This is a genomic window from Macrococcus sp. GL_134, assembly GCF_057834705.1.
Window position 1 is genome coordinate 1,703,812 of record NZ_CM174409.1, and the last position, 21,308, is coordinate 1,725,119.

Sequence of the window (21,308 nt, forward strand, 5' to 3'; positions counted from 1 at the left end):
CCTCCTAATGATTTTTCATAAAGAATATTAACGACTGTAATTCTATGCCTAAATCAATATGATGAACGTATATACCAGCAGGTACTGTCAAACGTTCCGGTGTAAAGTTTAATATACCTTTTATTCCTGCTTTTGTCACTCGATTTGCTAGTGACTGGGCAGCAGCTCCTGGAACTGTGAGAATCACAATTTGAATATTCTGCTCAACAATACTGACCTCAAAGTGTTCGATATCTTGAACGTTGATATTGCCTATCTGCTTGCCAATCACAGTTGGATCAGCATCAAAAGCCGCCGCAATCTGCATACGGTCACTGACCGTGAAGTTATAATTGACTAAAGCAGTTCCAAGGTTACCCACTCCAATGATTGCCACCTTCGTTATCACATCCTGCTGCAACGTCGTCTTGAAGAAATTAAGCAGGTAAGAGACGTTATAGCCGTATCCTTTCTTACCGAGTTCACCAAAGTAAGAAAAATCCCGTCTGATGGTCGCTGAATCAATCTGCAGGCCTTCACTTAATTCCTTGGATGAGACGCGGTCCACATTGGAATTATACAATGTGTCCACGAATCGATAATAAAGCGGTAATCGTTTAAGGGTGGCTTTAGGAATTTTCATTTCATTTTTGGACATCCTGATCACCCAGTTTCTATAAATATGTGATATAATTCACAGCACTTCATTATACCATGCAGCACGGCTGTTTACTATGTGAAAGTTATGTGACATGGTTTGACGTTCCCACTCACGCATTATTCATGTAAAATACAATAGAGGTGGAAAACATGATTCTTTTACAGGCAAGCCAATTAACTAAATCATTTGCAGGTGACACACTGTTCACCGATGTCAAATTCGAAATAAAAACCAATGACCGCGTTGCCATAGTCGGCAGGAATGGTGCCGGTAAGACGACATTGATGAAAATATTAGCAGGTGTGGAAAGCTACGACAGCGGTCACTTAATGCTCGCGAAAAACATCCGCATGGGCTATTTGACGCAGCAGATGACATTGAATGCTGATGGTACAGTGTATGAAGCCATGATGAAACCATTTCTTCATCTTGTTGAGATGGAAAAGAAATTACAGAGTATCGCCGATTATTTAAGTGGTCAAAGTGCACATGCTGACAGTGAAGCCTATCAGAACAAGCTGGCAGAATACGAAAAACTACAGGCCGCCTTCGAAGCAGAAGATGGTTATAAATACGATCATAAAATCAAAACGGTGCTGACCGGCTTGAATTTCACTGAAGATGACTTCAATCAGAAGATTGATTATTTCTCCGGGGGTCAGAAAACACGTCTTGCACTCGCTGAAATGCTGCTGCAGGAACCAGACCTGCTGCTGCTCGATGAGCCGACCAACCATCTGGATATGCAGACCACTGCATGGCTCGAAAATTATTTACTGACTTATCAAGGTGCGATCATCGTCATATCTCATGACCGTTTCTTTTTGGACAAAGTGGTCAGCACGGTATATGATGTAGCACTCGGCCGCGTCACAAAATATGTCGGCAACTATTCGAAATTCATAGTAGAACGTGATGCTTTCTATGAAAAAATGACAGCGGAATACGAGCGGCAGCAGGCGGAAATTGAGCGTCTTGAAACGTTCGTACAGAAAAATATTACGCGTGCCTCGACATCAGGCATGGCAAAAAGCAGGCGCAAAGTTCTTGAGAAGATGGTCCGGATCGAAGCGCCTAAACTCGATGACCATTCCCTCAACTTGAATTTCAGAATAGACCGTGAATCAGGCAACGACGTATTGACGGCAACTGCGCTGGAAGTCGGCTACGATGCGCCGATTACAGCACCGATTTCATTTGACGTCAAAAAACAGGATGCGATTGCTGTCATTGGCCCGAACGGTATCGGTAAGACAACGCTGATCAAGACAATCGCGAAACGGCTCCCTGCTCTTAGCGGCGATATTAAATATGGTGCCAATGTGTCTATCGGCTACTATGATCAGAAACAGGCAGAATTCAGTTCTACGAATACAGTGCTGGAAGAACTGTGGCAGTATTATCCGACGATGCCGGAGAAAGATATTCGCGCAGTACTCGGCCGCTTCCTGTTCGTCCAGGACGACGTCAAGAAAGCCATCAATGACTTATCAGGAGGCGAGAAAGCACGGCTGCAGCTCGCTAAACTCAGTCTTGAAAATAACAATGTTCTCATACTTGATGAACCGACCAACCATCTGGACATCGATGCAAAAGAAATACTGGAAGAAGCACTCATCCACTATGCTGGAACTGTGCTGTTCGTATCGCACGACCGCTACTTCATCAACCGTATCGCCACAAAAGTACTCAATGTAACTTCAGAAGGTGCGGCCATATTCCTCGGCGATTACACATACTTCACCGAAAAAGAAGAAGAACGTGCCGCCCATGAAGCCTTTGAAGAACGTGAAATAGACGCGGCTTTAATTGAGTCGACCAGCTATGAAGATAACAAACAGATGCGAAAAGAGCGCCGCAAGATGGAGCGTACGCGGCTTAAGCTCGAACAGGATATCGAAGCACAGGAAGCACTGATTGCAGATATCGAACAGACATTGACGCTGCCGGATATATTCAATGACAGTCAGAAAAGCTATGAACTGCACCAAAAAATGGTAGCTGCGCAGGAAAAGCTGGAATCTGCCATGGACCAATGGGCAGAGCTTGAAGCAATTCTTGAAGAATCGGAGTAATTTCCGGTTCTTTTTTTGTACACATTGTTATCCACAAACTAAATAAGGTAAATAAAGCAATCCACAAAGTTATCCTAGTTATCCACAGATTATTACTAATTTCATCGGTTTATTTTCGTGTAAAATGACTAACAGCGCTGAACTTATACACAATATGTTAACAACTTGTGTACAGGTACGTATGTTCTGTTTACAAATGATGAAAATCAACAAAAAAGACATGTCTCCATGTCTTATAAATCCATTGAACTTTTGCCGTTTAAGCTGAAATCTGTGAACTGCTGCTGTAGATATAAGAAATAAGCGGCAGCACCGATCATTGCAGCATTATCTGTACAGAGATTGAGCGGTGGAATATGCAGCACTATACGGTCTCCTGCTGCTTCAGTCAGACGCTGTCGCAGACCACTGTTAGCTGCAACGCCGCCGCAGACAATCAATTCTTGAATTTGATATGCTTCAAGTGCTTCGAATGTCTTCTGAGTCAGCACATCGACCACACTTGCCTGAAAGCTGGCTGCGACGTCTGCCGGGTCCACTTCTTCCCCCTTCTGCTTTTTGTTATGCAGTGTATTGATGACAGCACTCTTCAAGCCGCTGAAACTGAAGTCATAGCCGTCAAGAATCGGTCTCGGAAAGTTCAATGTATCACGCCCTGCAGCCGCCAGACGATCGACTTGAGGCCCGCCTGGATACGGGAGATTGATAGTGCGGGCCACTTTGTCATAAGCCTCTCCCACTGCATCATCACGCGTCTCACCGATCACTTCAAAATCAAGATGATCACGCATCACAACTAGTTCTGTATGTCCCCCTGAGACGATGAGTGCCAGAAGCGGGAATGTCAACGGCGTTACAATATGATTCGCGTATATGTGACCGGCAATATGATGGACGGGAATCAGCGGTTTATTATGACTGATGGCGAGTGCTTTTGCTGCATTGATACCGACCAGCAGCGCACCGATGAGACCCGGACCTTCAGTGACTGCAACCGCATCGATGTCATCCATCGATACATCCGCTGCGTTCAAAGCATCTTCAATGACAAGCGTAATATTTTCGACGTGATGACGGCTCGCAACCTCAGGCACAACCCCACCAAAACGCTGATGTGACTCAATCTGACTGTTCACACTATTACTTAACACTTCACGGCCATTTCTAACCACACTGACCGCTGTTTCATCACAGCTAGTTTCTACTGCTAGAATTGTTATATCATTCATCTCTTAACCTCACCCACATGACTTTCGCATCCTGGCCTTCACCGTAATAATTTCTTCTTATACCACCATACGAAAATCCTAATTTTTCATACACATGTCTTGCCGCGACATTTTCTTCGCGGACTTCAAGGCTCATCATTTCACAACTTTCGCGTGCGTAGTTCATCACGTATTCAAGAAGCAGCTGCCCGTATCCATAACCACGCAGTGATTCATCGATAGCTACCGTCGTGATCTGTGCTTGGTCAATGACAATCCACAGCCCAAGGTAACCGATCACTCGTTCATCCAAAGTCATGACAAAATAATGACCAAACTCATTTTTCTCAAGTTCGTGATAGAAAGCATCCTGCGTCCATGAGCCGGACGGAAAACTCTTCTGTTCAATATCGTAGACTGCAGAGACATCATGGACAGTCATTTTTCTTATAGTCAATCCCGATTGTTCAGCCAATTGCGTTCTGCCTCCGATATTCTTAAATAAGTCGGTTCAAATGTATGAACATCGACTGCATCTTGTGTGGTGTCAATTAAGCGGCGCATTTCCACACTTCTAGGAATACAGTAGAAATACGGCCCTTTTAACTGATCTTTCAACTTGATGGCATCCATACCAAGAAACATATAGGGTAAATGCTGTACCTTTAAATAATCATTCAGTTCATCAATCGTCATGTAGCTGTCTTCCTTAATAGTTTCGATATGGATACCTTTGTATCGATAGATCCCCGTATAAATCGCGTCGCGTCGTGCATCAATGACAGGAACCAGCAGAAATTCATGCATTCTGACCGTAGCCGCGAGTGCTTTCAATGATGAAACAGCATATAATGGAATATTAAGTGTATAAGCAAGCGTCTTAGCAGTCGTCACACCAATGCGGAGTCCAGTATAAGAACCCGGCCCCTTGCTGACAACAATACCTTCAAGATCACTCATCTGAAGTCCTGCATAGGTCATCACATATTCAATTGCAGGCATCAATGTAATAGAATGATTGATCTTTTTGGCACTGTTGAATTCAGCAAGTACTTCGATACCATCACTGACACTGACAGATAACGGCTGATTCGCTGTATCAATATGGAGTAATTTCATGAGTTAAAGCCTCCAGTAAATTTTCGTAATGCGCCCCGTGCGCTTCAACAGTCACTTGGCGTGAATCATCTGAAATCCGTTCAATAGTCAACGTTAAATAGCCGGGGGGCAGAAATTCTTCAATCATCTGCGGCCATTCAACAAGCGTCACACCTTCACCGTAGAAGTAATCATCAAAACCTAGATCCTCATCACTATCCTCTAGTCTGTAACAGTCCATATGATGAAAAGGAAGCCGTCCTGAATAGCTTTTAATAATCGTAAAGGTCGGTGAGCTGATTGTTTTGTTCACACCCAGTGCTTGACCGAAAAACTGACTGAACGTCGTCTTCCCTGCTCCAAGATCACCTTTCAATAAATAAACATCATCAGGCGATGCAAGATGCGCCAAATGTGATGATAGTGTTTTCATTTCTTCTAAAGAGTTGATTATCAGTTTCATACATTCACCTACGTTAATTAATAATATCTATTGTAACATCTTGAAGGGTTGAACATCTTATGATTTGGCCATTGTTGATGACAAATTGATTGAAAAGTCGCGGCCTTATCACAGATCAATCGGAAGAACGCAAAAAAAAGAGACCTGAACGGTCTCGAGTGCGGCTCATCGCATCATATTTCTGCCCGGCAACGTCCTACTCTCACGGGACGTCAGTCCAACTACCATCGGCGCTAGAGAGCTTAACTTCTGTGTTCGGTATGGGAACAGGTGTGACCTCTCTGCCATCGTCACCAGACAGACGGGGAATATACCCTCAAAACTAGATAGGCATGAAGAAGAGATTCAACCGGCAATGCCGATAATCTATAAAATTGATTAAGTCTTCGATCGATTAGTATCCGTCAGCTCCACACATTACTGTGCTTCCACCTCGAACCTATTGACCTCATCATCTTTGAGGGATCTTATAACCGAAGTTGGGAAATCTCATCTTGAGGGGGGCTTCATGCTTAGATGCTTTCAGCACTTATCCCGTCCATACATAGCTACCCAGCTATGCCGCTGGCGCGACAACTGGTACACCAGAGGTATGTCCATCCCGGTCCTCTCGTACTAAGGACAGCTCCTCTCAAATTTCCTACGCCCACGACGGATAGGGACCGAACTGTCTCACGACGTTCTGAACCCAGCTCGCGTACCGCTTTAATGGGCGAACAGCCCAACCCTTGGGACCGACTACAGCCCCAGGATGCGATGAGCCGACATCGAGGTGCCAAACCTCCCCGTCGATGTGAACTCTTGGGGGAGATAAGCCTGTTATCCCCGGGGTAGCTTTTATCCGTTGAGCGATGGCCCTTCCATGCGGAACCACCGGATCACTAAGTCCGTCTTTCGACCCTGCTCGACTTGTAGGTCTCGCAGTCAAGCTCCCTTGTGCCTTTACACTCTGCGAATGATTTCCAACCATTCTGAGGGAACCTTTGAGCGCCTCCGTTACTCTTTAGGAGGCGACCGCCCCAGTCAAACTGCCCGCCTGACACTGTCTCCCACCACGATAAGTGGTGCGGGTTAGAAAGTCAACACAGCCAGGGTAGTATCCCACCAGCGCCTCCACGTAAGCTGGCGCTCACGCTTCAAAGGCTCCTACCTATCCTGTACAAGCTGTGCCGAATTTCAATATCAGGCTGCAGTAAAGCTCCACGGGGTCTTTCCGTCCTGTCGCGGGTAACCTGCATCTTCACAGGTACTATGATTTCACCGAGTCTCTCGTTGAGACAGTGCCCAAATCGTTACGCCTTTCGTGCGGGTCGGAACTTACCCGACAAGGAATTTCGCTACCTTAGGACCGTTATAGTTACGGCCGCCGTTTACTGGGGCTTCAATTCGTAGCTTCGCAGATGCTAACCACTCCTTTTAACCTTCCAGCACCGGGCAGGCGTCAGCCCCTATACGTCACCTTACGGTTTTGCAGAGACCTGTGTTTTTGATAAACAGTCGCTTGGGCCTATTCACTGCGGCTCTTCAGGGCTTGCACCCTAAAAAGCACCCCTTCTCCCGAAGTTACGGGGTCATTTTGCCGAGTTCCTTAACGAGAGTTCGCTCGCTCACCTTAGAATTCTCATCTTGACTACCTGTGTCGGTTTGCGGTACGGGCACCTAATTTCTAACTAGAGGCTTTTCTTGGCAGTGTGAAATCAACGACTTCGCTACTATAATTTCGCTCCCCGTCACATCTCAACCTTGATGAGCACCGGATTTGCCTGATGCTCAGTCTTGATGCTTGGACGTACATAACCAACAGTACGATCGCCTATCCTTCTGCGTCCCCCCATCGTTCAAACAATCTTAGGTGGTACAGGAATATCTACCTGTTATCCATCGCCTACGCCTGTCGGCCTCGGCTTAGGTCCCGACTAACCCAGAGCGGACGAGCCTTCCTCTGGAAACCTTAGTCAATCGGTGGACGGGATTCTCACCCGTCTTTCGCTACTCACTCCGGCATTCTCACTTCCAAGCGCTCCACATGTCCTTGCGGTCATGCTTCGACGCCCTTGGAACGCTCTCCTACCATTGTCCGTAAGGACAATCCACAGCTTCGGTAATATGTTTAGCCCCGGTACATTTTCGGCGCAGCGTCACTCGACTAGTGAGCTATTACGCACTCTTTAAATGATGGCTGCTTCTAAGCCAACATCCTAGTTGTCTGGGCAACGCCACATCCTTTTCCACTTAACATATATTTTGGGACCTTAGCTGGTGGTCTGGGCTGTTTCCCTCTCGACTACGGACCTTATCACCCGCAGTCTGACTCCCGCATTAAATTATCTGGCATTCGGAGTTTGTCTGAATTCGGTAACCCGAGGGGGGCCCCTAGTCCAAACAGTGCTCTACCTCCAGTAATCATCATGCGAGGCTAGCCCTAAAGCTATTTCGGAGAGAACCAGCTATCTCCAGGTTCGATTGGAATTTCTCCGCTACCCACACCTCATCCGCTCACTTTTCAACGTAAGTCGGTTCGGTCCTCCATTCAGTGTTACCTGAACTTCAACCTGGACATGGGTAGATCACCTGGTTTCGGGTCTACGACCTGATACTCATTCGCCCTGTTCAGACTCGCTTTCGCTGCGGCTCCGCATTCACTGCTTAACCTTGCATCAAATCGTAACTCGCCGGATCATTCTACAAAAGGCACGCCATCACCCATTAACGGGCTCTGACTACTTGTAAGCACACGGTTTCAGGTTCTATTTCACTCCCCTTCCGGGGTGCTTTTCACCTTTCCCTCACGGTACTGGTTCACTATCGGTCACTAGAGAGTATTTAGCCTTGGGAGATGGTCCTCCCGGATTCCGACGGAATTCCACGTGTTCCGCCGTACTCAGGATCCACTCAGGAGGGGACAGTTTTTCGACTACAGGACCTTTACCTTCTCTGGTTGATTGTTCCAAAATCATTCGTCTAAACTGTTCCTTTGTAACTCCGTATTGAGTGTCCTACAACCCCAGAGTGCAAGCACTCTGGTTTGGGCTCTTCCCGTTTCGCTCGCCGCTACTCAGGGAATCGAGTTTTCTTTCTCTTCCTCCGGGTACTTAGATGTTTCAGTTCTCCGGGTGTGCCTTCTCATATGCTATGTATTCACATATGGATAACATGACATGACTCATGCTGGGTTTCCCCATTCGGAAATCTCTGGATCAAAGCTTACTTACAGCTCCCCAGAGCATATCGTCGTTAGTAACGTCCTTCATCGGCTTCTAGTGCCAAGGCATCCACCGTGCGCCCTTAATAACTTAATCTGTTATTAATAATGTGATGTCTGCATGAATGCAGACGCGCGATTTCAAGAATTCATAAAATGAACTCACTCGGTATTGCTTGGTAAAATCTTTTTTCTTCTTCATTGCTTATCTAGTTTTCAAGGTACATTTTAAAATAATGGTGGAGACTAGCGGGATCGAACCGCTGACCTCCTGCGTGCAAAGCAGGCGCTCTCCCAGCTGAGCTAAGCCCCCAAATCACTGGAATATATTAAACTATTAATGGTGGGCCTAAATGGACTCGAACCATCGACCTCACGCTTATCAGGCGTGCGCTCTAACCAGCTGAGCTATAGGCCCATTTGAATGTATAAACATTCAAAACTGAATACAATATGTCAGACGTCAATTCCGAAGGAATCTCATGGATTCCTTTTCCGTATAATCCTTAGAAAGGAGGTGATCCAGCCGCACCTTCCGATACGGCTACCTTGTTACGACTTCACCCCAATCATCTGTCCCACCTTCGACGGCTAGCTCCTAAAAGGTTACTCCACCGGCTTCGGGTGTTACAAACTCTCGTGGTGTGACGGGCGGTGTGTACAAGACCCGGGAACGTATTCACCGTAGCATGCTGATCTACGATTACTAGCGATTCCAGCTTCATGTAGTCGAGTTGCAGACTACAATCCGAACTGAGAATGGTTTTATGGGATTTGCTTGACCTCGCGGTTTTGCTGCCCTTTGTACCATCCATTGTAGCACGTGTGTAGCCCAAATCATAAGGGGCATGATGATTTGACGTCATCCCCACCTTCCTCCGGTTTGTCACCGGCAGTCTCTCTAGAGTGCCCAACTGAATGATGGCAACTAAAGATAAGGGTTGCGCTCGTTGCGGGACTTAACCCAACATCTCACGACACGAGCTGACGACAACCATGCACCACCTGTCACTCTGTCCCCCGAAGGGGAACGCTCTGTCTCCAGAGTTGTCAGAGGATGTCAAGATTTGGTAAGGTTCTTCGCGTTGCTTCGAATTAAACCACATGCTCCACCGCTTGTGCGGGTCCCCGTCAATTCCTTTGAGTTTCAGTCTTGCGACCGTACTCCCCAGGCGGAGTGCTTAATGCGTTAGCTGCAGCACTGAGGGGCGGAAACCCCCCAACACTTAGCACTCATCGTTTACGGCGTGGACTACCAGGGTATCTAATCCTGTTTGATCCCCACGCTTTCGCACCTCAGCGTCAGTTACAGACCAGAGAGCCGCCTTCGCCACTGGTGTTCCTCCATATCTCTGCGCATTTCACCGCTACACATGGAATTCCACTCTCCTCTTCTGCACTCAAGTCTCCCAGTTTCCAATGACCCTCCCCGGTTGAGCCGGGGGCTTTCACATCAGACTTAAGAGACCGCCTACGCGCGCTTTACGCCCAATAATTCCGGATAACGCTTGCCACCTACGTATTACCGCGGCTGCTGGCACGTAGTTAGCCGTGGCTTTCTGGTAAGGTACCGTCAAGGTACGTTCAGTTACTAACGTACTTGTTCTTCCCTTACAACAGAGTTTTACGATCCGAAAACCTTCTTCACTCACGCGGCGTTGCTCCGTCAGACTTTCGTCCATTGCGGAAGATTCCCTACTGCTGCCTCCCGTAGGAGTCTGGGCCGTGTCTCAGTCCCAGTGTGGCCGATCACCCTCTCAGGTCGGCTACGCATCGTCGCCTTGGTGAGCCGTTACCTCACCAACTAGCTAATGCGCCGCGGGTCCATCTATAAGTGACAGCCGAAACCGTCTTTCACTGTTTCACCATGAGGTGAAACATATTATCCGGTATTAGCTCCGGTTTCCCGAAGTTATCCCAGTCTTATAGGTAGGTTACCCACGTGTTACTCACCCGTCCGCCGCTGACTTTAAGGAGTGCAAGCACTCCTGTCTGTCCGCTCGACTTGCATGTATTAGGCACGCCGCCAGCGTTCATCCTGAGCCAGGATCAAACTCTCCATAATAGTTTGTTTGATAAAAGCTCTTTGATTGGTTGAGCCAATCACTCTTGACATTGTACAAACTCGGCTGCCCGAGTTCGCAAATGCGACTAGCGATTAAAATCGCAGTCTTATTTGGAATTAACGTTGACATATTGTCATTCAGTTTTCAATGTTCATCAATAAGTTTATATGGAGCGGGTGATCGGAATCGAACCGACAACATCAGCTTGGAAGGCTGAGGTTTTACCACTAAACTACACCCGCTTATTTAAAATGATTAGTGCGGCCGAGAGGACTTGAACCTCCACGGGATTAACTCCCACTAGGCCCTCAACCTAGCGCGTCTGCCGTTCCGCCACGACCGCGCGTTAGTCGGCATTACTATGTTTGTCTGTTTTAGCGACAAGATTTATTATATTACTTATCAGTTGTTAAGTCAACACTTTTAATTATTTTTTTCAAAACTTTTTAAAAGTGACCCCTACGGGATTCGAACCCGTGTTACCGCCGTGAAAGGGCGGTGTCTTAACCGCTTGACCAAGGGGCCTTTATTTCAACAACGAATATAATCATAAGACGAAACGCATGATAAGTCAATACAAAAACAGCTGACACGTAAAATTATACTTTACGTGTCAGCTGTAACTTCGCTCGGCATTTGCCGCAACCATATTTGTCGAGATTAACTCTCCTCATTCTATAATAAACCTGACCGCACTTAGTGCATTGATACTCATAGTTAACTCTTGGCTCAGGTAACGGGCTGCAATACCTGGGGGCTCCTACTTTGAAGCTTAAGTTTTTGAAGTCCTTGTCACGATGTCTGTATCCTAGTCCTTCTATATGAAGATGATAATGACACAGTTCATGCTTGATGATACTGATCAAGGCCTCCTTACCGAACGTTTCGTACTGTTTGACATTGAATTCCAGATGGTGCGAACGCAGTAAATAGCGTCCTCCTGTTGTTCTCAGTCTATGATTGAAGACGGCTTGATGGCGGAATGGGCGGTCGAAGTACTGCAAGGATAGTTCTTCGACGAGCTGCTGAAGTTCTTCGTTTGTCACTTAGGCGCCTTCATCGTCAGCGCTACTTTCCCTTTATCCAGGTCGACATGCTCTACCCAGACATCAACAATATCGCCGACACTCACTACATCTGTCGGATGCTTCACAAATTTATTGGACAACTTCGAAATGTGAACAAGCCCGTCCTGTTTGACACCGATATCAACAAATGCGCCGAAATCAACTACATTCCTCACTGTGCCGGACAGTTTCATTCCTTGCTTCAAGTCTTCCATTGATAATACATCTGACTTTAACAACGGGACATGGTAAGCATCCCGGGGATCTCTTCCCGGTGCTACAAGTGCAGCGATGATATCTTCCAAAGTAGGAACACCGATATCAAGCTTAACACTCATCGCCTGTTTGTCTATATGACTCAATTGCTGTTTCAATGAATCGCTGCCGAGGTCATCAATAGAAGAACCGATCTCATCGAGTAATGTATAGGCAGCTTTGTAGCTCTCAGGGTGAATCGCGGTTGTATCAAGCGGTTCTGTGCCGTCAAGTATCCGCAGAAAGCCGATACTCTGCTCAAATGTTTTTTTGCCGAGACGCGGGATTTTCGCAATTTCCTTTGAATGTTTGATCGGTCCGGCAGATTCGCGGTATTGGATAATGTTGTCTGCAACAGTGCTCGACAATCCGGAGACATACTGCAGTAACGGAGCTGACGCTGTATTAACATTGACACCAACCTGGTTGACTGCCGTCTCAACAACAAACGTCAGTGCATCGTTCAATGCCTTCTGGTTCACGTCATGCTGATACTGGCCGACGCCGATAGATTTCGGATCGATTTTGACGAGTTCACTGAGCGGGTCCTGCACGCGGCGGCCGATAGACACTGCACTGCGCTCCTCCACTTTGAAGTCAGGAAATTCATGGCGCGCGAGCTCACTTGCAGAATACACCGATGCACCTGCTTCATTAACGATGATAAAAGATACATCGAGATGATGCTTATTGATCATCTCTGCTGTAAACTGCTCAGTTTCACGGCTTGCTGTGCCGTTACCGATTGCAATCAGTTCCACATCATGCTGCTTAATCATGTCGACAAATATTTTTTCAGCGGCATCTTTTTTGTTGACCGGCGGATGCGGATACATGACTGATTTAGCGACAAATGTTCCATACTCATTGATCACAGCAAGCTTACATCCTGTTCTATAGGCAGGGTCGACTCCAAGAATCACCTTGCCTTTAAGCGGTGCCTGCAGCAGCAGGTTTTTTAAGTTGACCGCAAAAATGTCAATCGCCTGAGTTTCGGCTTTTGTCGTCAGTTCATTTCTTACTTCACGCTCAATGGACGGCATAATCAAGCGTTTCAGACTATCCATAACAGCCGCTTCAAATAAACCAATCGTATTGGTCCGGCGTTCGATGACTTGATTTCGTAAGTATAATGCCAGCCTGTCCAGATCGACATTGATACTTACCTTCAGAACTCCTGCGTCTTCACCTCTGTTAATAGCAAGCACTCTATGAGGAACGATGGACTTGACTGGTTCTTCGTAAGCATAATACATCTCAAAGATGCCTTTCTCATCATCTGCACCTCGTTTTTTTGCAGCGGTTATATTACCGTTGTCCTGTACAAATTTCAAAATATAGCTGCGATATTTAGGTTCGTCAGCAATCTGTTCAGCGATGATATCCTTTGCGCCGTTCAATGCATCGCCAGTAGTAAGTACTTCATCGCTCAGAAATTCTCTTGCAGCAGCGTCAATATCCATATCGTTGAATGCCAGCAGTCTGTCTGCAAGCGGCCCTAGATTTTTGCGTTTCGCCTCTGTTGCCCGGGTTTTCTTCTTCTGTTTAAAAGGGCGGTACAAATCTTCCACACGCTGCAATTTAACTTGGCGAAGAATATCTTTTTTTAATTCTTCAGTCAGCAGTCCCTGCGAATCGATAGCACGGATCACTTCGTCTTTACGTTTCTGCAGGGCAGCCATATACATGTATTCCGTTTCAATCTCTTTGATCGCCACTTCATCAAGTCCACCTGTCGCTTCTTTCCGGTATCTCGCGATAAAGGGCACTGTATTCTTCTCTTCCAGCAGTGCCAGCACTGCTTTTATCTGTTCCTCTTTGAAGGACAGTTTGTCGATGATCAGTTTAATAATATGCTGTTCCATAATGACCTCCTTGATTCATAACGAGTGTAACATAAAAAAGCATGTGTCTCATCGACACATGCTGAATTTATTCGCTCGTCTGAACTGCATCGCGCAATTTTTTAATGGCTGTGCGCTGCAGCCGTGACACATGCATCTGACTCAAGCCGACTTTTTCACCTGTTTCTTTCTGGCTTAAGCCTTCGATAAAGGTACATTGAATAATTTCACGTTCTCTATCTGATAGAATAGGGATGATCTTCTCAAGAATCATTCGTTTCTCAGTCAGTTCATAGCCTTCTTCCTGTCTGCCCATGACATCAAGAAGAGTGACCGTAGAGCCATCTTTGTCCGCTTCGATTGAATGATCGACACTTAACGCATTATAGCTCTGTCCCATTTCCATCGCTTCCAGCACTTCTTCTTCAGTGACTTCCAGAAAGGCTGCGATTTCAGAGATTTTCGGTGAACGTCCTAATGAATTTGTCAGTTCATCTGTTGCTTTTTTAATTTTAGGGCCGATTTCTTTAATACGTCTCGGCACATGGACACTCCATGTCTTGTCGCGTAAGTAGCGTTTGATCTCACCGATGACTGTCGGCACAAGAAAGGCTTCGAACTTCCGTTCAAACGATACGTCAAACCGATTAATAGCACCGAGAAGTCCGACCATACCGACCTGCACAAGATCCTCGTGATGACTCTGCCCTTTTGAATAGCGGTAAGCCAGTGACTCAACGAGCTTCTGATAATGCTCCACCAAAGTAGTCTGAGCCATTTCATCCTGAGTGTCTTGATACAATTTAATCCAGGCATTGATTTCTTCTGGCGTTACATTATTATAGCCTGCTAAGTCTTTCGCCATCAGGTTGCACCTGCTCCCCTGCGATGTACTTCGTCATACTGATTGTTACACCTGCATCTTTTTTAATATTGACCTCATCCATTAAAGATTCAATCAAGAACAAGCCTAAGCCACCTTCACGAATAAAGTCGACATTTTCATCTTCATTATATGGTCCCAGTTCTGCCTTAGCCTTCTCATAATCAAAGCTCTGCCCTGAATCAGACACAATGACTTCTACTTTGTCTTCAAAAATGACGTAACCTACTAGTACGTCACCTTTCACTTCATCTTGATACGCGTGTTTCACTGCATTAGTCACTGCTTCAGAAACCGCAATTTTTGAGTCTTCGATGTCATCATAAGAAGCCCCGATTCTGCTCAAAATACCTGATAATGTCAAGCGGACTAAACCTACATACTCAGCTGATGCCGGAAAGTGCATTTCAACATAATCATAATTTGACATCACTCAACCCCCGTTCCATCGTTCACATGCATCAACTCTTTTAGACCGGTAATGTCAAACAGACGCTCAATACGGCTGTTAGCACCAAGAACAAATAGCTCATGGTCATGTTTGTTTAATTCTTTGAGAGTCCCTACAAATAATCCTAACCCTGTAGAATCCATATAGCTGACGTTTTCAATGTTAAGATGGATATCATGTGTGCCCTTTTGGCGAAGCGGCTGCAGTACTTCTAGTAGTTCAGGTGCTGTATATACGTCTAGTTCCCCTGCTACATTTATATTATAGTAGGTTTCATGTTCAGTTGTCTCAATAGTCAAGTTCATCTTATACACTCCTAATTAACTTTGCAGTTTCTATAATCTATTTGTTATACCCGGCAGACTTTGTTATAAACTTATAACAGTTATTGAATCTTCTTAATGATGAGTATCGTTAAATCATCCCGTTTTTTCGGATCCTGCTGTTTCAGCAGTTCTTCATAAACCACCTGCACAATATCCTGTGGATGCAGATGTTTGTATTCACGGATGATCTCAAGCAGTTCTTCTGTGCTGACAAATTCTCCGTTCAATCTTCGTATTTCAGAAAATCCATCCGTAAAGACGATGATCATATCACCTATCTCCAGCTGATGCTCTTCCTGATCATAGCGCGTTGAAGGATTGATTCCGAGTACGATGCCTCGTGCCGACAATTCCTGAAATGTATCACTGTTGTCACGATAAATATAGCCTGGTTCATGACCCGCGGAACTGTAATAAAACTTACTATTTACTTCTTCGTATAGTCCGTAGAACATGGTGACAAACATATTTTGATTGACATTCTTCTCAACGACGCGGTTCAGTCGTTTCAAGCCGTCACTCGGCAATTGCGAATGACCATAGGAATCCATACCGAACTTGATCATGCTCATCGCAAGCGCTGCAGGAATTCCCTTGCCAATGACGTCGGCCACAGCAAAACTCATCGTACCATCTCTATGGTCAATCAAGTTGAAGTAATCCCCGTTAACCCGCTGAGCCGGCACACTGATCGCTCCGATTTCAATGCTGTCAAGCTTAGGAATCGATGTCTTCAGCATCATTGACTGCAGACTGACAGCGACATCCATCTCTTTGTCATGCGCTTCCATCTTGCGGACAAGTGCTTTGTAATCACGGTAAGAAAAACCAAACCCTATAATCATTTCAAGCAGTACGTCCATAGAGTACTTCGCTTCTTCAGCAGTCAGTTCTTTCTCCAGCATCAAATCTTTGTGCAGTGACACGATTTCTTCCGGAGAAACGTCGTTCTCGATGGCTTCAAAGCTCAAATCCTGAAGACCATCCAGATCTTTTTCGTTCTTCGAAGCAATATATTTATCAAAAATAATATTGTACTTCTCTACGAGCGTATCTATATGATTCATTTAGTACCCCCTAACTCATTCCAATGAAAAAGACTTTAGTCTCCTAAAGTCTCAGACATTTAACATGACACCATTATTCTTGATCATGACCCTGCAGTCCAAGACTGATTTCCAGCGCATGATCAACTTCACCCATTTTCTCAGCTGACAGCACAGTGAGCTTATCTATCAATCTGTTCTTATCGATTGTTCTGATCTGCTCAAGTAGAATGACTGAGTCTTTATCTAATTGATGGTTGGTTCCACCAATCTCAACATGAGTCGGGATTCGCGCTTTATTTATCTTTGCAGTTATAGCCGCAACAATCACGGTTGGACTGAACTTATTCCCGACGTCATTCTGTATAATGACAACTGGTCTCTTGCCACCCTGCTCCGATCCTTTGACAGGCGATAAATCTGCTAAATAAACATCACCGCGTTTCATTTATTCACCATCTTCAGAAGCGCAGCAGCGATCACTCTGTTCGCTTGCCTCACATTCCAGTGCAAATTGCTCATAAGAAATCATCAAGTTCAGTTCAGCCATTGATTGATATCCTTCTGCCAATAATTGTTCAAACTTCTTCATGATTATCCTCCATTCAAACAACGAATTAACATAATCATATCAAATGAATATCATAAAAACTATATTTATTTGAGTAATTCATTATAAACAACTTGCGAGCCATTCGTGTGATAAATTCTCGGAAGCCTTCTGCTGAGGTTACACATCACTTCATAGCTGATGGTCTGCTGTTGGGCAGCAGCGCGTTCCATAGACTGGCCATCACTATGGTGGTCAATCAATATCGCCTTGTCACCGACTTTGATGCCCGGCGGTACAACTGCCATCAACTGATCCATACAGATACGGCCGACAATCGGGCAGTCTGATCCGTTAATATTGATTGTATAGCCTTCCATACTACGCAGAAAACCATCACCATAGCCGATCGGTAACGTCGCAATCGTCTCGTCATCCTGCGCTGTATAAACGCCTCCGTAGCCGACACTTTCTCCTGCGGACAGCTGTTTGACAAAACTCACAGTACTCACGAGCTGCATGGCCGGTTGAAGCTTCAGAGGTGTCTTTTCTTTGATGAATGGTGATGGATAATAGCCGTACAGACTAATTCCGAAGCGGATCGCACTGCATTCTGACATATCATAGCGCAGTGCAGCAGCAGAATTCTGACAGTGAATAAAAGGCGGCTCATCTGTCATCTTCACCATCGTCATGAATTGGTCATACGCCTTAGCGGTCGCCGAACTGTCTATATCTGCACAGCTGAAATGTGTGAACACGCCTTCAAATACTAATTGTGGGTGCTGTTTAATCGCTGCAACGACGTCGCGGTATTCAGCCGCTGTATGAATACCAATCCGGTTCATGCCGGTATCAATCTTCACGTGCAGCCAAAGCGGCTTATCATTGCCATCTTCTAAAGATGACAGTGCCTCATCAAGCCAGTCTTGTCCTGGAACAGTCAATGCTACCCGGTGACGCACTGCTTTGCTGATATCTTTCGGTTCAATGATGCCCATGATCAGAATTTTGGCTTTAATGCCATGCATTCTCAGCTCAATCGCTTCGTCGAGCGTGGCCACCGCAAAAAACTCCGCGCCCTGTTCCATCAGATGGCCAGCCACTTGTACAGCACCCATCCCATAAGCATTGGCTTTGACGACAGCCATAACGGTTTTATTAGGATGCAGCCGCTGTACTGCTTTGAAGTTTTGAGCGATAGCATCTAGATCAACATTGATATAACTGGGTCGATAATATTTTGTGGTCATGTCCTCACCTCAAATTGAATTACATAGATTTTAACATAGTTTATCAACTAAGAGAAAATGACTCGGACTCATAGTTTTTCCAGTACGACGAATGCTGTTGCGACGCTTGCTGAGTGGGCGATGGTCACATGCACTTTGTAGTGGTCATCATCAATATAAGGTTTACCTTTCTCATCGTTCAAACAGCAGATTTCATTGAAGCGGAACTTGCTGCCGATACCTGTTCCATAGGCTTTTGAATAGGCTTCTTTCACCGCAAATCTACCAGCCGTGAAACTCACCCGGCGGTCGTCATGTGACATGTCTTTTAAGAGCTCGATCTCTTCAGGATGCAGTATCCGCTTGATGAATTTCTCGCTCATCAAGTTTCTGATACGCTCAATTTCTATAACATCTGTTCCGATCCCTGCTATCATTGCCATCTTCTCCTCTCAAGACGCTTGACTACCTGCGCAATATCATGTTTAATCTGTTCTGCTTCATCGTCGTCAATCAAATGAATAGAAGCGCCGCCGCCCGCTGTCGTAATATCCACGGTCTTCAGCCCGTAGCGCTTCATAATCGGGCCGACTGTCGTTTCGACATTTTGAATCCGGGTGAACGGAATGATTGATGTCTTGTTGATAAAAACACCTTGCTGAATAATCAGTTCGTCGTCCTTGATGTCATAACGGTACTTCCTATAGGTGATGACAGGTTCAATGAGGACAAACCAGATGACCTGAACGGCTACTTCTACGAGCAGAATATAGATGACCCACATCGGAATCCAGTCGAAGTAAAAATATTTAAGCAGCCATATGCCGGTCGTCACAAGCAGTACGATTGAGGCAGCGATACTATTAGTGATCTGCCACACACGGACTGCTGAAGGATTAACGTGTTTCATATTCCGCTCCTTCCTGATGCATGAACCAAGCGTAAATACGGGCCGCATCATTAAAGTCCACTATCTTCAGCGTATTCGATGCATTGAGCGCACCTGCTGAATGTTTCACTTCAACAGTCGCCAGCCGCGCCTTTTCAAGGAAGACATTGTCCCGAATATTAACTGCGATCAGCTTGTCTTCTTTAATCAGCGCTGTTTTACTGGTCAACAGCCCGACACTGCGTATTGTAATCTGATTATCATCGATTCTATAGCCGGAGAACCGGCAGCGCATCCAGGCAGATAATCCAGTTATGACTATAAGAATCAGTCCAATGATCCACGACTTATCAAACCAATAGTATTGAACGACAGCTGTCAGTGCGATGATGAACAACCAGTAGAACTGGACATAACGTCTGAATGAACGCTTCGGAATGATTCTGTTCACTTCTTCGTAACGGTAATCCGGCACGAGATGACGCATGACTTCCAGTCCTTCATCTCGTTTAATAAACGGCAGAATTTCAACCGTGCCAAGCAGTTCTTCCCTATCTTTTGCGTCGCTCGTAATCGTTGCTTTGAACGATGTATATCCGAACAACTGTCTTAAGAACGACTTCTCTTCCGTCACGGCCTGAATTTGCTCGACGACTACTAGTTTTTCCTTACGCTCAAATAGACCGTGTGTGATTTTCAGACGTTCACCATCATAAGTCAGCTGGTAGTTATAATATTTCAGCGCAGTAATGATGATACCGATGAGATAGCTGATGATAAGAATCATTATAATACCACCGATCAGCCATACTAAACTCTCTGCAACCAGCTGTTCAATCGGCTCTATACGGCCGCTTAAGTCAAATACTTCATCCAGCTGTGTATAGAGACCGAAACTGACCGCAAGAACGGTCCCCATCGCTCCACTCGTCACACTCATTAACATGATGTCTTTTAATTTCAATGCATAGACTTCGCGGAAAGAAGGTGTAACTCTCTCCTCCTGTTCCATGTCGTTGTCATCAGTCAATAACGTCTGTTTACGTGACTCCAGATAATCAGTGAGTGCATGTGCCGACGTTTCTGCTATACTATCCAGCTTAATGCCGTCACCCGGCGTCTTGACATCAAGGACAACACCACCGAATATTTGATTGACGATGGTCTTCGTCACTTCAATAGACTGAATCCGCGAAATATAGAGTTCTTTGACTGTCGTCTTAAACACACCATTCCTCATGACCAGCTTGTCGTCTTCAATCCAGTAAGTCGTTTTAATAGTTTCTATGACCGCTGTCAAAATAGAAACGACAGTTAATAACAGCAGCACAAGAGGAAATGTCAGCTGCCACCAGTTCGTAAAATCAAAGCCATCTCTGAATGAAAGAAATAAGGCAATCGCTATCGTAAACAAATTATCTTTGATGGCTTTCACTGTTTTGGATAAATAAGTGACTACATGCAGTTTTTGAGGCTCAGACATAGGCCGTCACCTCTTTTATGCGTTCAATGATGAGGCGGGCGAGCCGTTCTGCTTCAGCAGTCGACACATACGGAAGATTCAGCTGATCACCACTGGTTACCAACGTCACTTTGGCAAGCCCGAATCTTGAGGCAATCGGCCCCTGTGTGATCTTCACATGCTGGATACGGTCAAGCGGTGTTACAGTGCGCTTGTGATAATAGAGACCGCGCATCGTTTCTATCATCAACGGATGAATATAGAATGCCGTATGCCGATAACGAACGCCAGGTGCGAGCAGCATGAACAGCATGCCGAACAGCGGTATCGCATACAGTGCTAAGAGCCATAACGTCCAGTCGTAATGATTAATAAAATAATGCATCGCCACTACTGGTATATAGAGCAGAAGCATATACATTAAATAATGGCAGCGTTTAAGCTCAATAACAGTGACTGGTTCTTTACGCATTTCTTGAATTGATCGCATGTCATCCCTCCTTAAGTTAAATTATAACAAAAATAAAAAAGTTAAACGCCTGTTATCGGCA

Annotated in this window: 19 protein-coding genes, 5 tRNA genes and 3 rRNA genes; 1 reads left to right on the forward strand and 26 read right to left on the reverse strand. The window is 45.5% G+C overall.

Features of this window, described 5'->3' with window-relative positions; genetic code table 11:
- Positions 1–4: 4 nt before the first annotated feature.
- The gene (locus tag AC3IPL_RS08920) at positions 5–637 is read right to left on the reverse strand and encodes a redox-sensing transcriptional repressor Rex (protein WP_489240727.1); all 633 of its coding nucleotides are present in this window, start codon (positions 635–637) and stop codon (positions 5–7) included.
- Between the two features lie 152 nt (positions 638–789).
- On the opposite strand from AC3IPL_RS08920, the gene AC3IPL_RS08925 reads away from it, so the two are divergent.
- Positions 790–2,715: an ABC-F family ATP-binding cassette domain-containing protein gene (locus AC3IPL_RS08925; protein WP_489240728.1), complete on the forward strand. Its 1,926-nt coding sequence runs from the start codon at positions 790–792 to the stop codon at positions 2,713–2,715.
- A 233-nt stretch (positions 2,716–2,948) separates the two neighbouring features.
- Here AC3IPL_RS08925 and tsaD read toward each other — a convergent pair whose 3' ends face one another.
- The 25 genes from tsaD to AC3IPL_RS09050 form a co-directional block, all read right to left on the reverse strand.
- The gene (gene tsaD / locus AC3IPL_RS08930) at positions 2,949–3,944 is read right to left on the reverse strand and encodes a tRNA (adenosine(37)-N6)-threonylcarbamoyltransferase complex transferase subunit TsaD (protein ID WP_489240729.1); all 996 of its coding nucleotides are present in this window, start codon (positions 3,942–3,944) and stop codon (positions 2,949–2,951) included.
- The gene (gene rimI / locus AC3IPL_RS08935) at positions 3,937–4,365 is read right to left on the reverse strand and encodes a ribosomal protein S18-alanine N-acetyltransferase (protein WP_489242335.1); all 429 of its coding nucleotides are present in this window, start codon (positions 4,363–4,365) and stop codon (positions 3,937–3,939) included. The genes tsaD and rimI overlap by 8 nt, the downstream gene beginning before the upstream one ends.
- Before the next feature lie 11 nt (positions 4,366–4,376).
- Complete coding sequence (gene tsaB / locus AC3IPL_RS08940; protein WP_489240730.1) at positions 4,377–5,042, reverse strand: tRNA (adenosine(37)-N6)-threonylcarbamoyltransferase complex dimerization subunit type 1 TsaB; 666 nt, start codon at positions 5,040–5,042, stop codon at positions 4,377–4,379.
- Positions 5,023–5,484 (reverse strand): tRNA (adenosine(37)-N6)-threonylcarbamoyltransferase complex ATPase subunit type 1 TsaE, encoded by a 462-nt coding sequence (tsaE, locus tag AC3IPL_RS08945; protein WP_489240731.1) that lies wholly within the window; start codon positions 5,482–5,484, stop codon positions 5,023–5,025. Before tsaE ends, tsaB begins: the two co-directional genes overlap by 20 nt.
- 183 nt (positions 5,485–5,667) lie before the next feature.
- Positions 5,668–5,782: ribosomal RNA gene (gene rrf / locus AC3IPL_RS08950) — 5S ribosomal RNA — on the reverse strand.
- A 76-nt stretch (positions 5,783–5,858) separates the two neighbouring features.
- Positions 5,859–8,783: ribosomal RNA gene (locus AC3IPL_RS08955) — 23S ribosomal RNA — on the reverse strand.
- Between the two features lie 140 nt (positions 8,784–8,923).
- A tRNA-Ala gene (locus AC3IPL_RS08960) sits at positions 8,924–8,999 on the reverse strand.
- 28 nt (positions 9,000–9,027) lie between these two features.
- Positions 9,028–9,104: transfer RNA gene (locus AC3IPL_RS08965), tRNA-Ile, on the reverse strand.
- 92 nt (positions 9,105–9,196) lie between these two features.
- Positions 9,197–10,751 (reverse strand): 16S ribosomal RNA (locus AC3IPL_RS08970).
- Together the 16S, 23S and 5S rRNA genes with 5 tRNA genes alongside form the textbook arrangement of a ribosomal RNA operon.
- Before the next feature lie 169 nt (positions 10,752–10,920).
- Positions 10,921–10,994 (reverse strand) — tRNA-Gly (locus AC3IPL_RS08975).
- Positions 10,995–11,011: 17 nt separating this feature from the next.
- Positions 11,012–11,095 (reverse strand) — tRNA-Leu (locus AC3IPL_RS08980).
- Positions 11,096–11,205: 110 nt separating this feature from the next.
- Positions 11,206–11,277 (reverse strand) — tRNA-Glu (locus AC3IPL_RS08985).
- A gap of 74 nt (positions 11,278–11,351) precedes the next feature.
- Positions 11,352–11,798: a SprT family protein gene (locus AC3IPL_RS08990; RefSeq protein ID WP_489240732.1), complete on the reverse strand. Its 447-nt coding sequence runs from the start codon at positions 11,796–11,798 to the stop codon at positions 11,352–11,354.
- A complete protein-coding gene (locus tag AC3IPL_RS08995; protein ID WP_489240733.1) occupies positions 11,795–13,939 on the reverse strand; it encodes a Tex family protein in 2,145 nt (714 codons plus the stop codon). The genes AC3IPL_RS08990 and AC3IPL_RS08995 overlap by 4 nt, the downstream gene beginning before the upstream one ends.
- 67 nt (positions 13,940–14,006) lie before the next feature.
- On the reverse strand, positions 14,007–14,783 hold the full coding sequence (gene sigB / locus AC3IPL_RS09000) for an RNA polymerase sigma factor SigB (RefSeq protein WP_489240734.1): 777 nt from the start codon (positions 14,781–14,783) through the stop codon (positions 14,007–14,009).
- A complete protein-coding gene (rsbW, locus tag AC3IPL_RS09005) occupies positions 14,758–15,234 on the reverse strand; it encodes an anti-sigma B factor RsbW (protein WP_489240735.1) in 477 nt (158 codons plus the stop codon). The genes sigB and rsbW overlap by 26 nt, the downstream gene beginning before the upstream one ends.
- The gene (locus tag AC3IPL_RS09010) at positions 15,231–15,557 is read right to left on the reverse strand and encodes an anti-sigma factor antagonist (RefSeq protein ID WP_489240736.1); all 327 of its coding nucleotides are present in this window, start codon (positions 15,555–15,557) and stop codon (positions 15,231–15,233) included. Before AC3IPL_RS09010 ends, rsbW begins: the two co-directional genes overlap by 4 nt.
- Positions 15,558–15,637: 80 nt before the next feature.
- A complete protein-coding gene (locus AC3IPL_RS09015) occupies positions 15,638–16,636 on the reverse strand; it encodes a SpoIIE family protein phosphatase (RefSeq protein WP_489242336.1) in 999 nt (332 codons plus the stop codon).
- A gap of 82 nt (positions 16,637–16,718) precedes the next feature.
- Entirely contained in the window at positions 16,719–17,072 is a 354-nt protein-coding gene (locus AC3IPL_RS09020) for a type II toxin-antitoxin system PemK/MazF family toxin (protein ID WP_489240737.1), read from the reverse strand.
- Positions 17,073–17,216, reverse strand: coding sequence for a type II toxin-antitoxin system antitoxin MazE (locus AC3IPL_RS09025; protein ID WP_489240738.1), 144 nt, complete (start codon positions 17,214–17,216; stop codon positions 17,073–17,075).
- Positions 17,217–17,281: 65 nt separating this feature from the next.
- A complete protein-coding gene (alr, locus tag AC3IPL_RS09030) occupies positions 17,282–18,427 on the reverse strand; it encodes an alanine racemase (protein ID WP_489240739.1) in 1,146 nt (381 codons plus the stop codon).
- A 68-nt stretch (positions 18,428–18,495) separates the two neighbouring features.
- The gene (acpS, locus tag AC3IPL_RS09035) at positions 18,496–18,843 is read right to left on the reverse strand and encodes a holo-ACP synthase (RefSeq protein WP_489242338.1); all 348 of its coding nucleotides are present in this window, start codon (positions 18,841–18,843) and stop codon (positions 18,496–18,498) included.
- Positions 18,840–19,316, reverse strand: coding sequence for a PH domain-containing protein (locus tag AC3IPL_RS09040; protein ID WP_489240740.1), 477 nt, complete (start codon positions 19,314–19,316; stop codon positions 18,840–18,842). Before AC3IPL_RS09040 ends, acpS begins: the two co-directional genes overlap by 4 nt.
- Positions 19,303–20,778 carry a PH domain-containing protein gene (locus AC3IPL_RS09045; RefSeq protein ID WP_489240741.1) on the reverse strand — a complete coding sequence of 492 codons (1,476 nt, stop codon included), beginning with the start codon at positions 20,776–20,778 and terminating at the stop codon, positions 19,303–19,305. The genes AC3IPL_RS09040 and AC3IPL_RS09045 overlap by 14 nt, the downstream gene beginning before the upstream one ends.
- On the reverse strand, positions 20,771–21,247 hold the full coding sequence (locus AC3IPL_RS09050) for a PH domain-containing protein (protein WP_489240742.1): 477 nt from the start codon (positions 21,245–21,247) through the stop codon (positions 20,771–20,773). The genes AC3IPL_RS09045 and AC3IPL_RS09050 overlap by 8 nt, the downstream gene beginning before the upstream one ends.
- Positions 21,248–21,308: the final 61 nt, after the last annotated feature.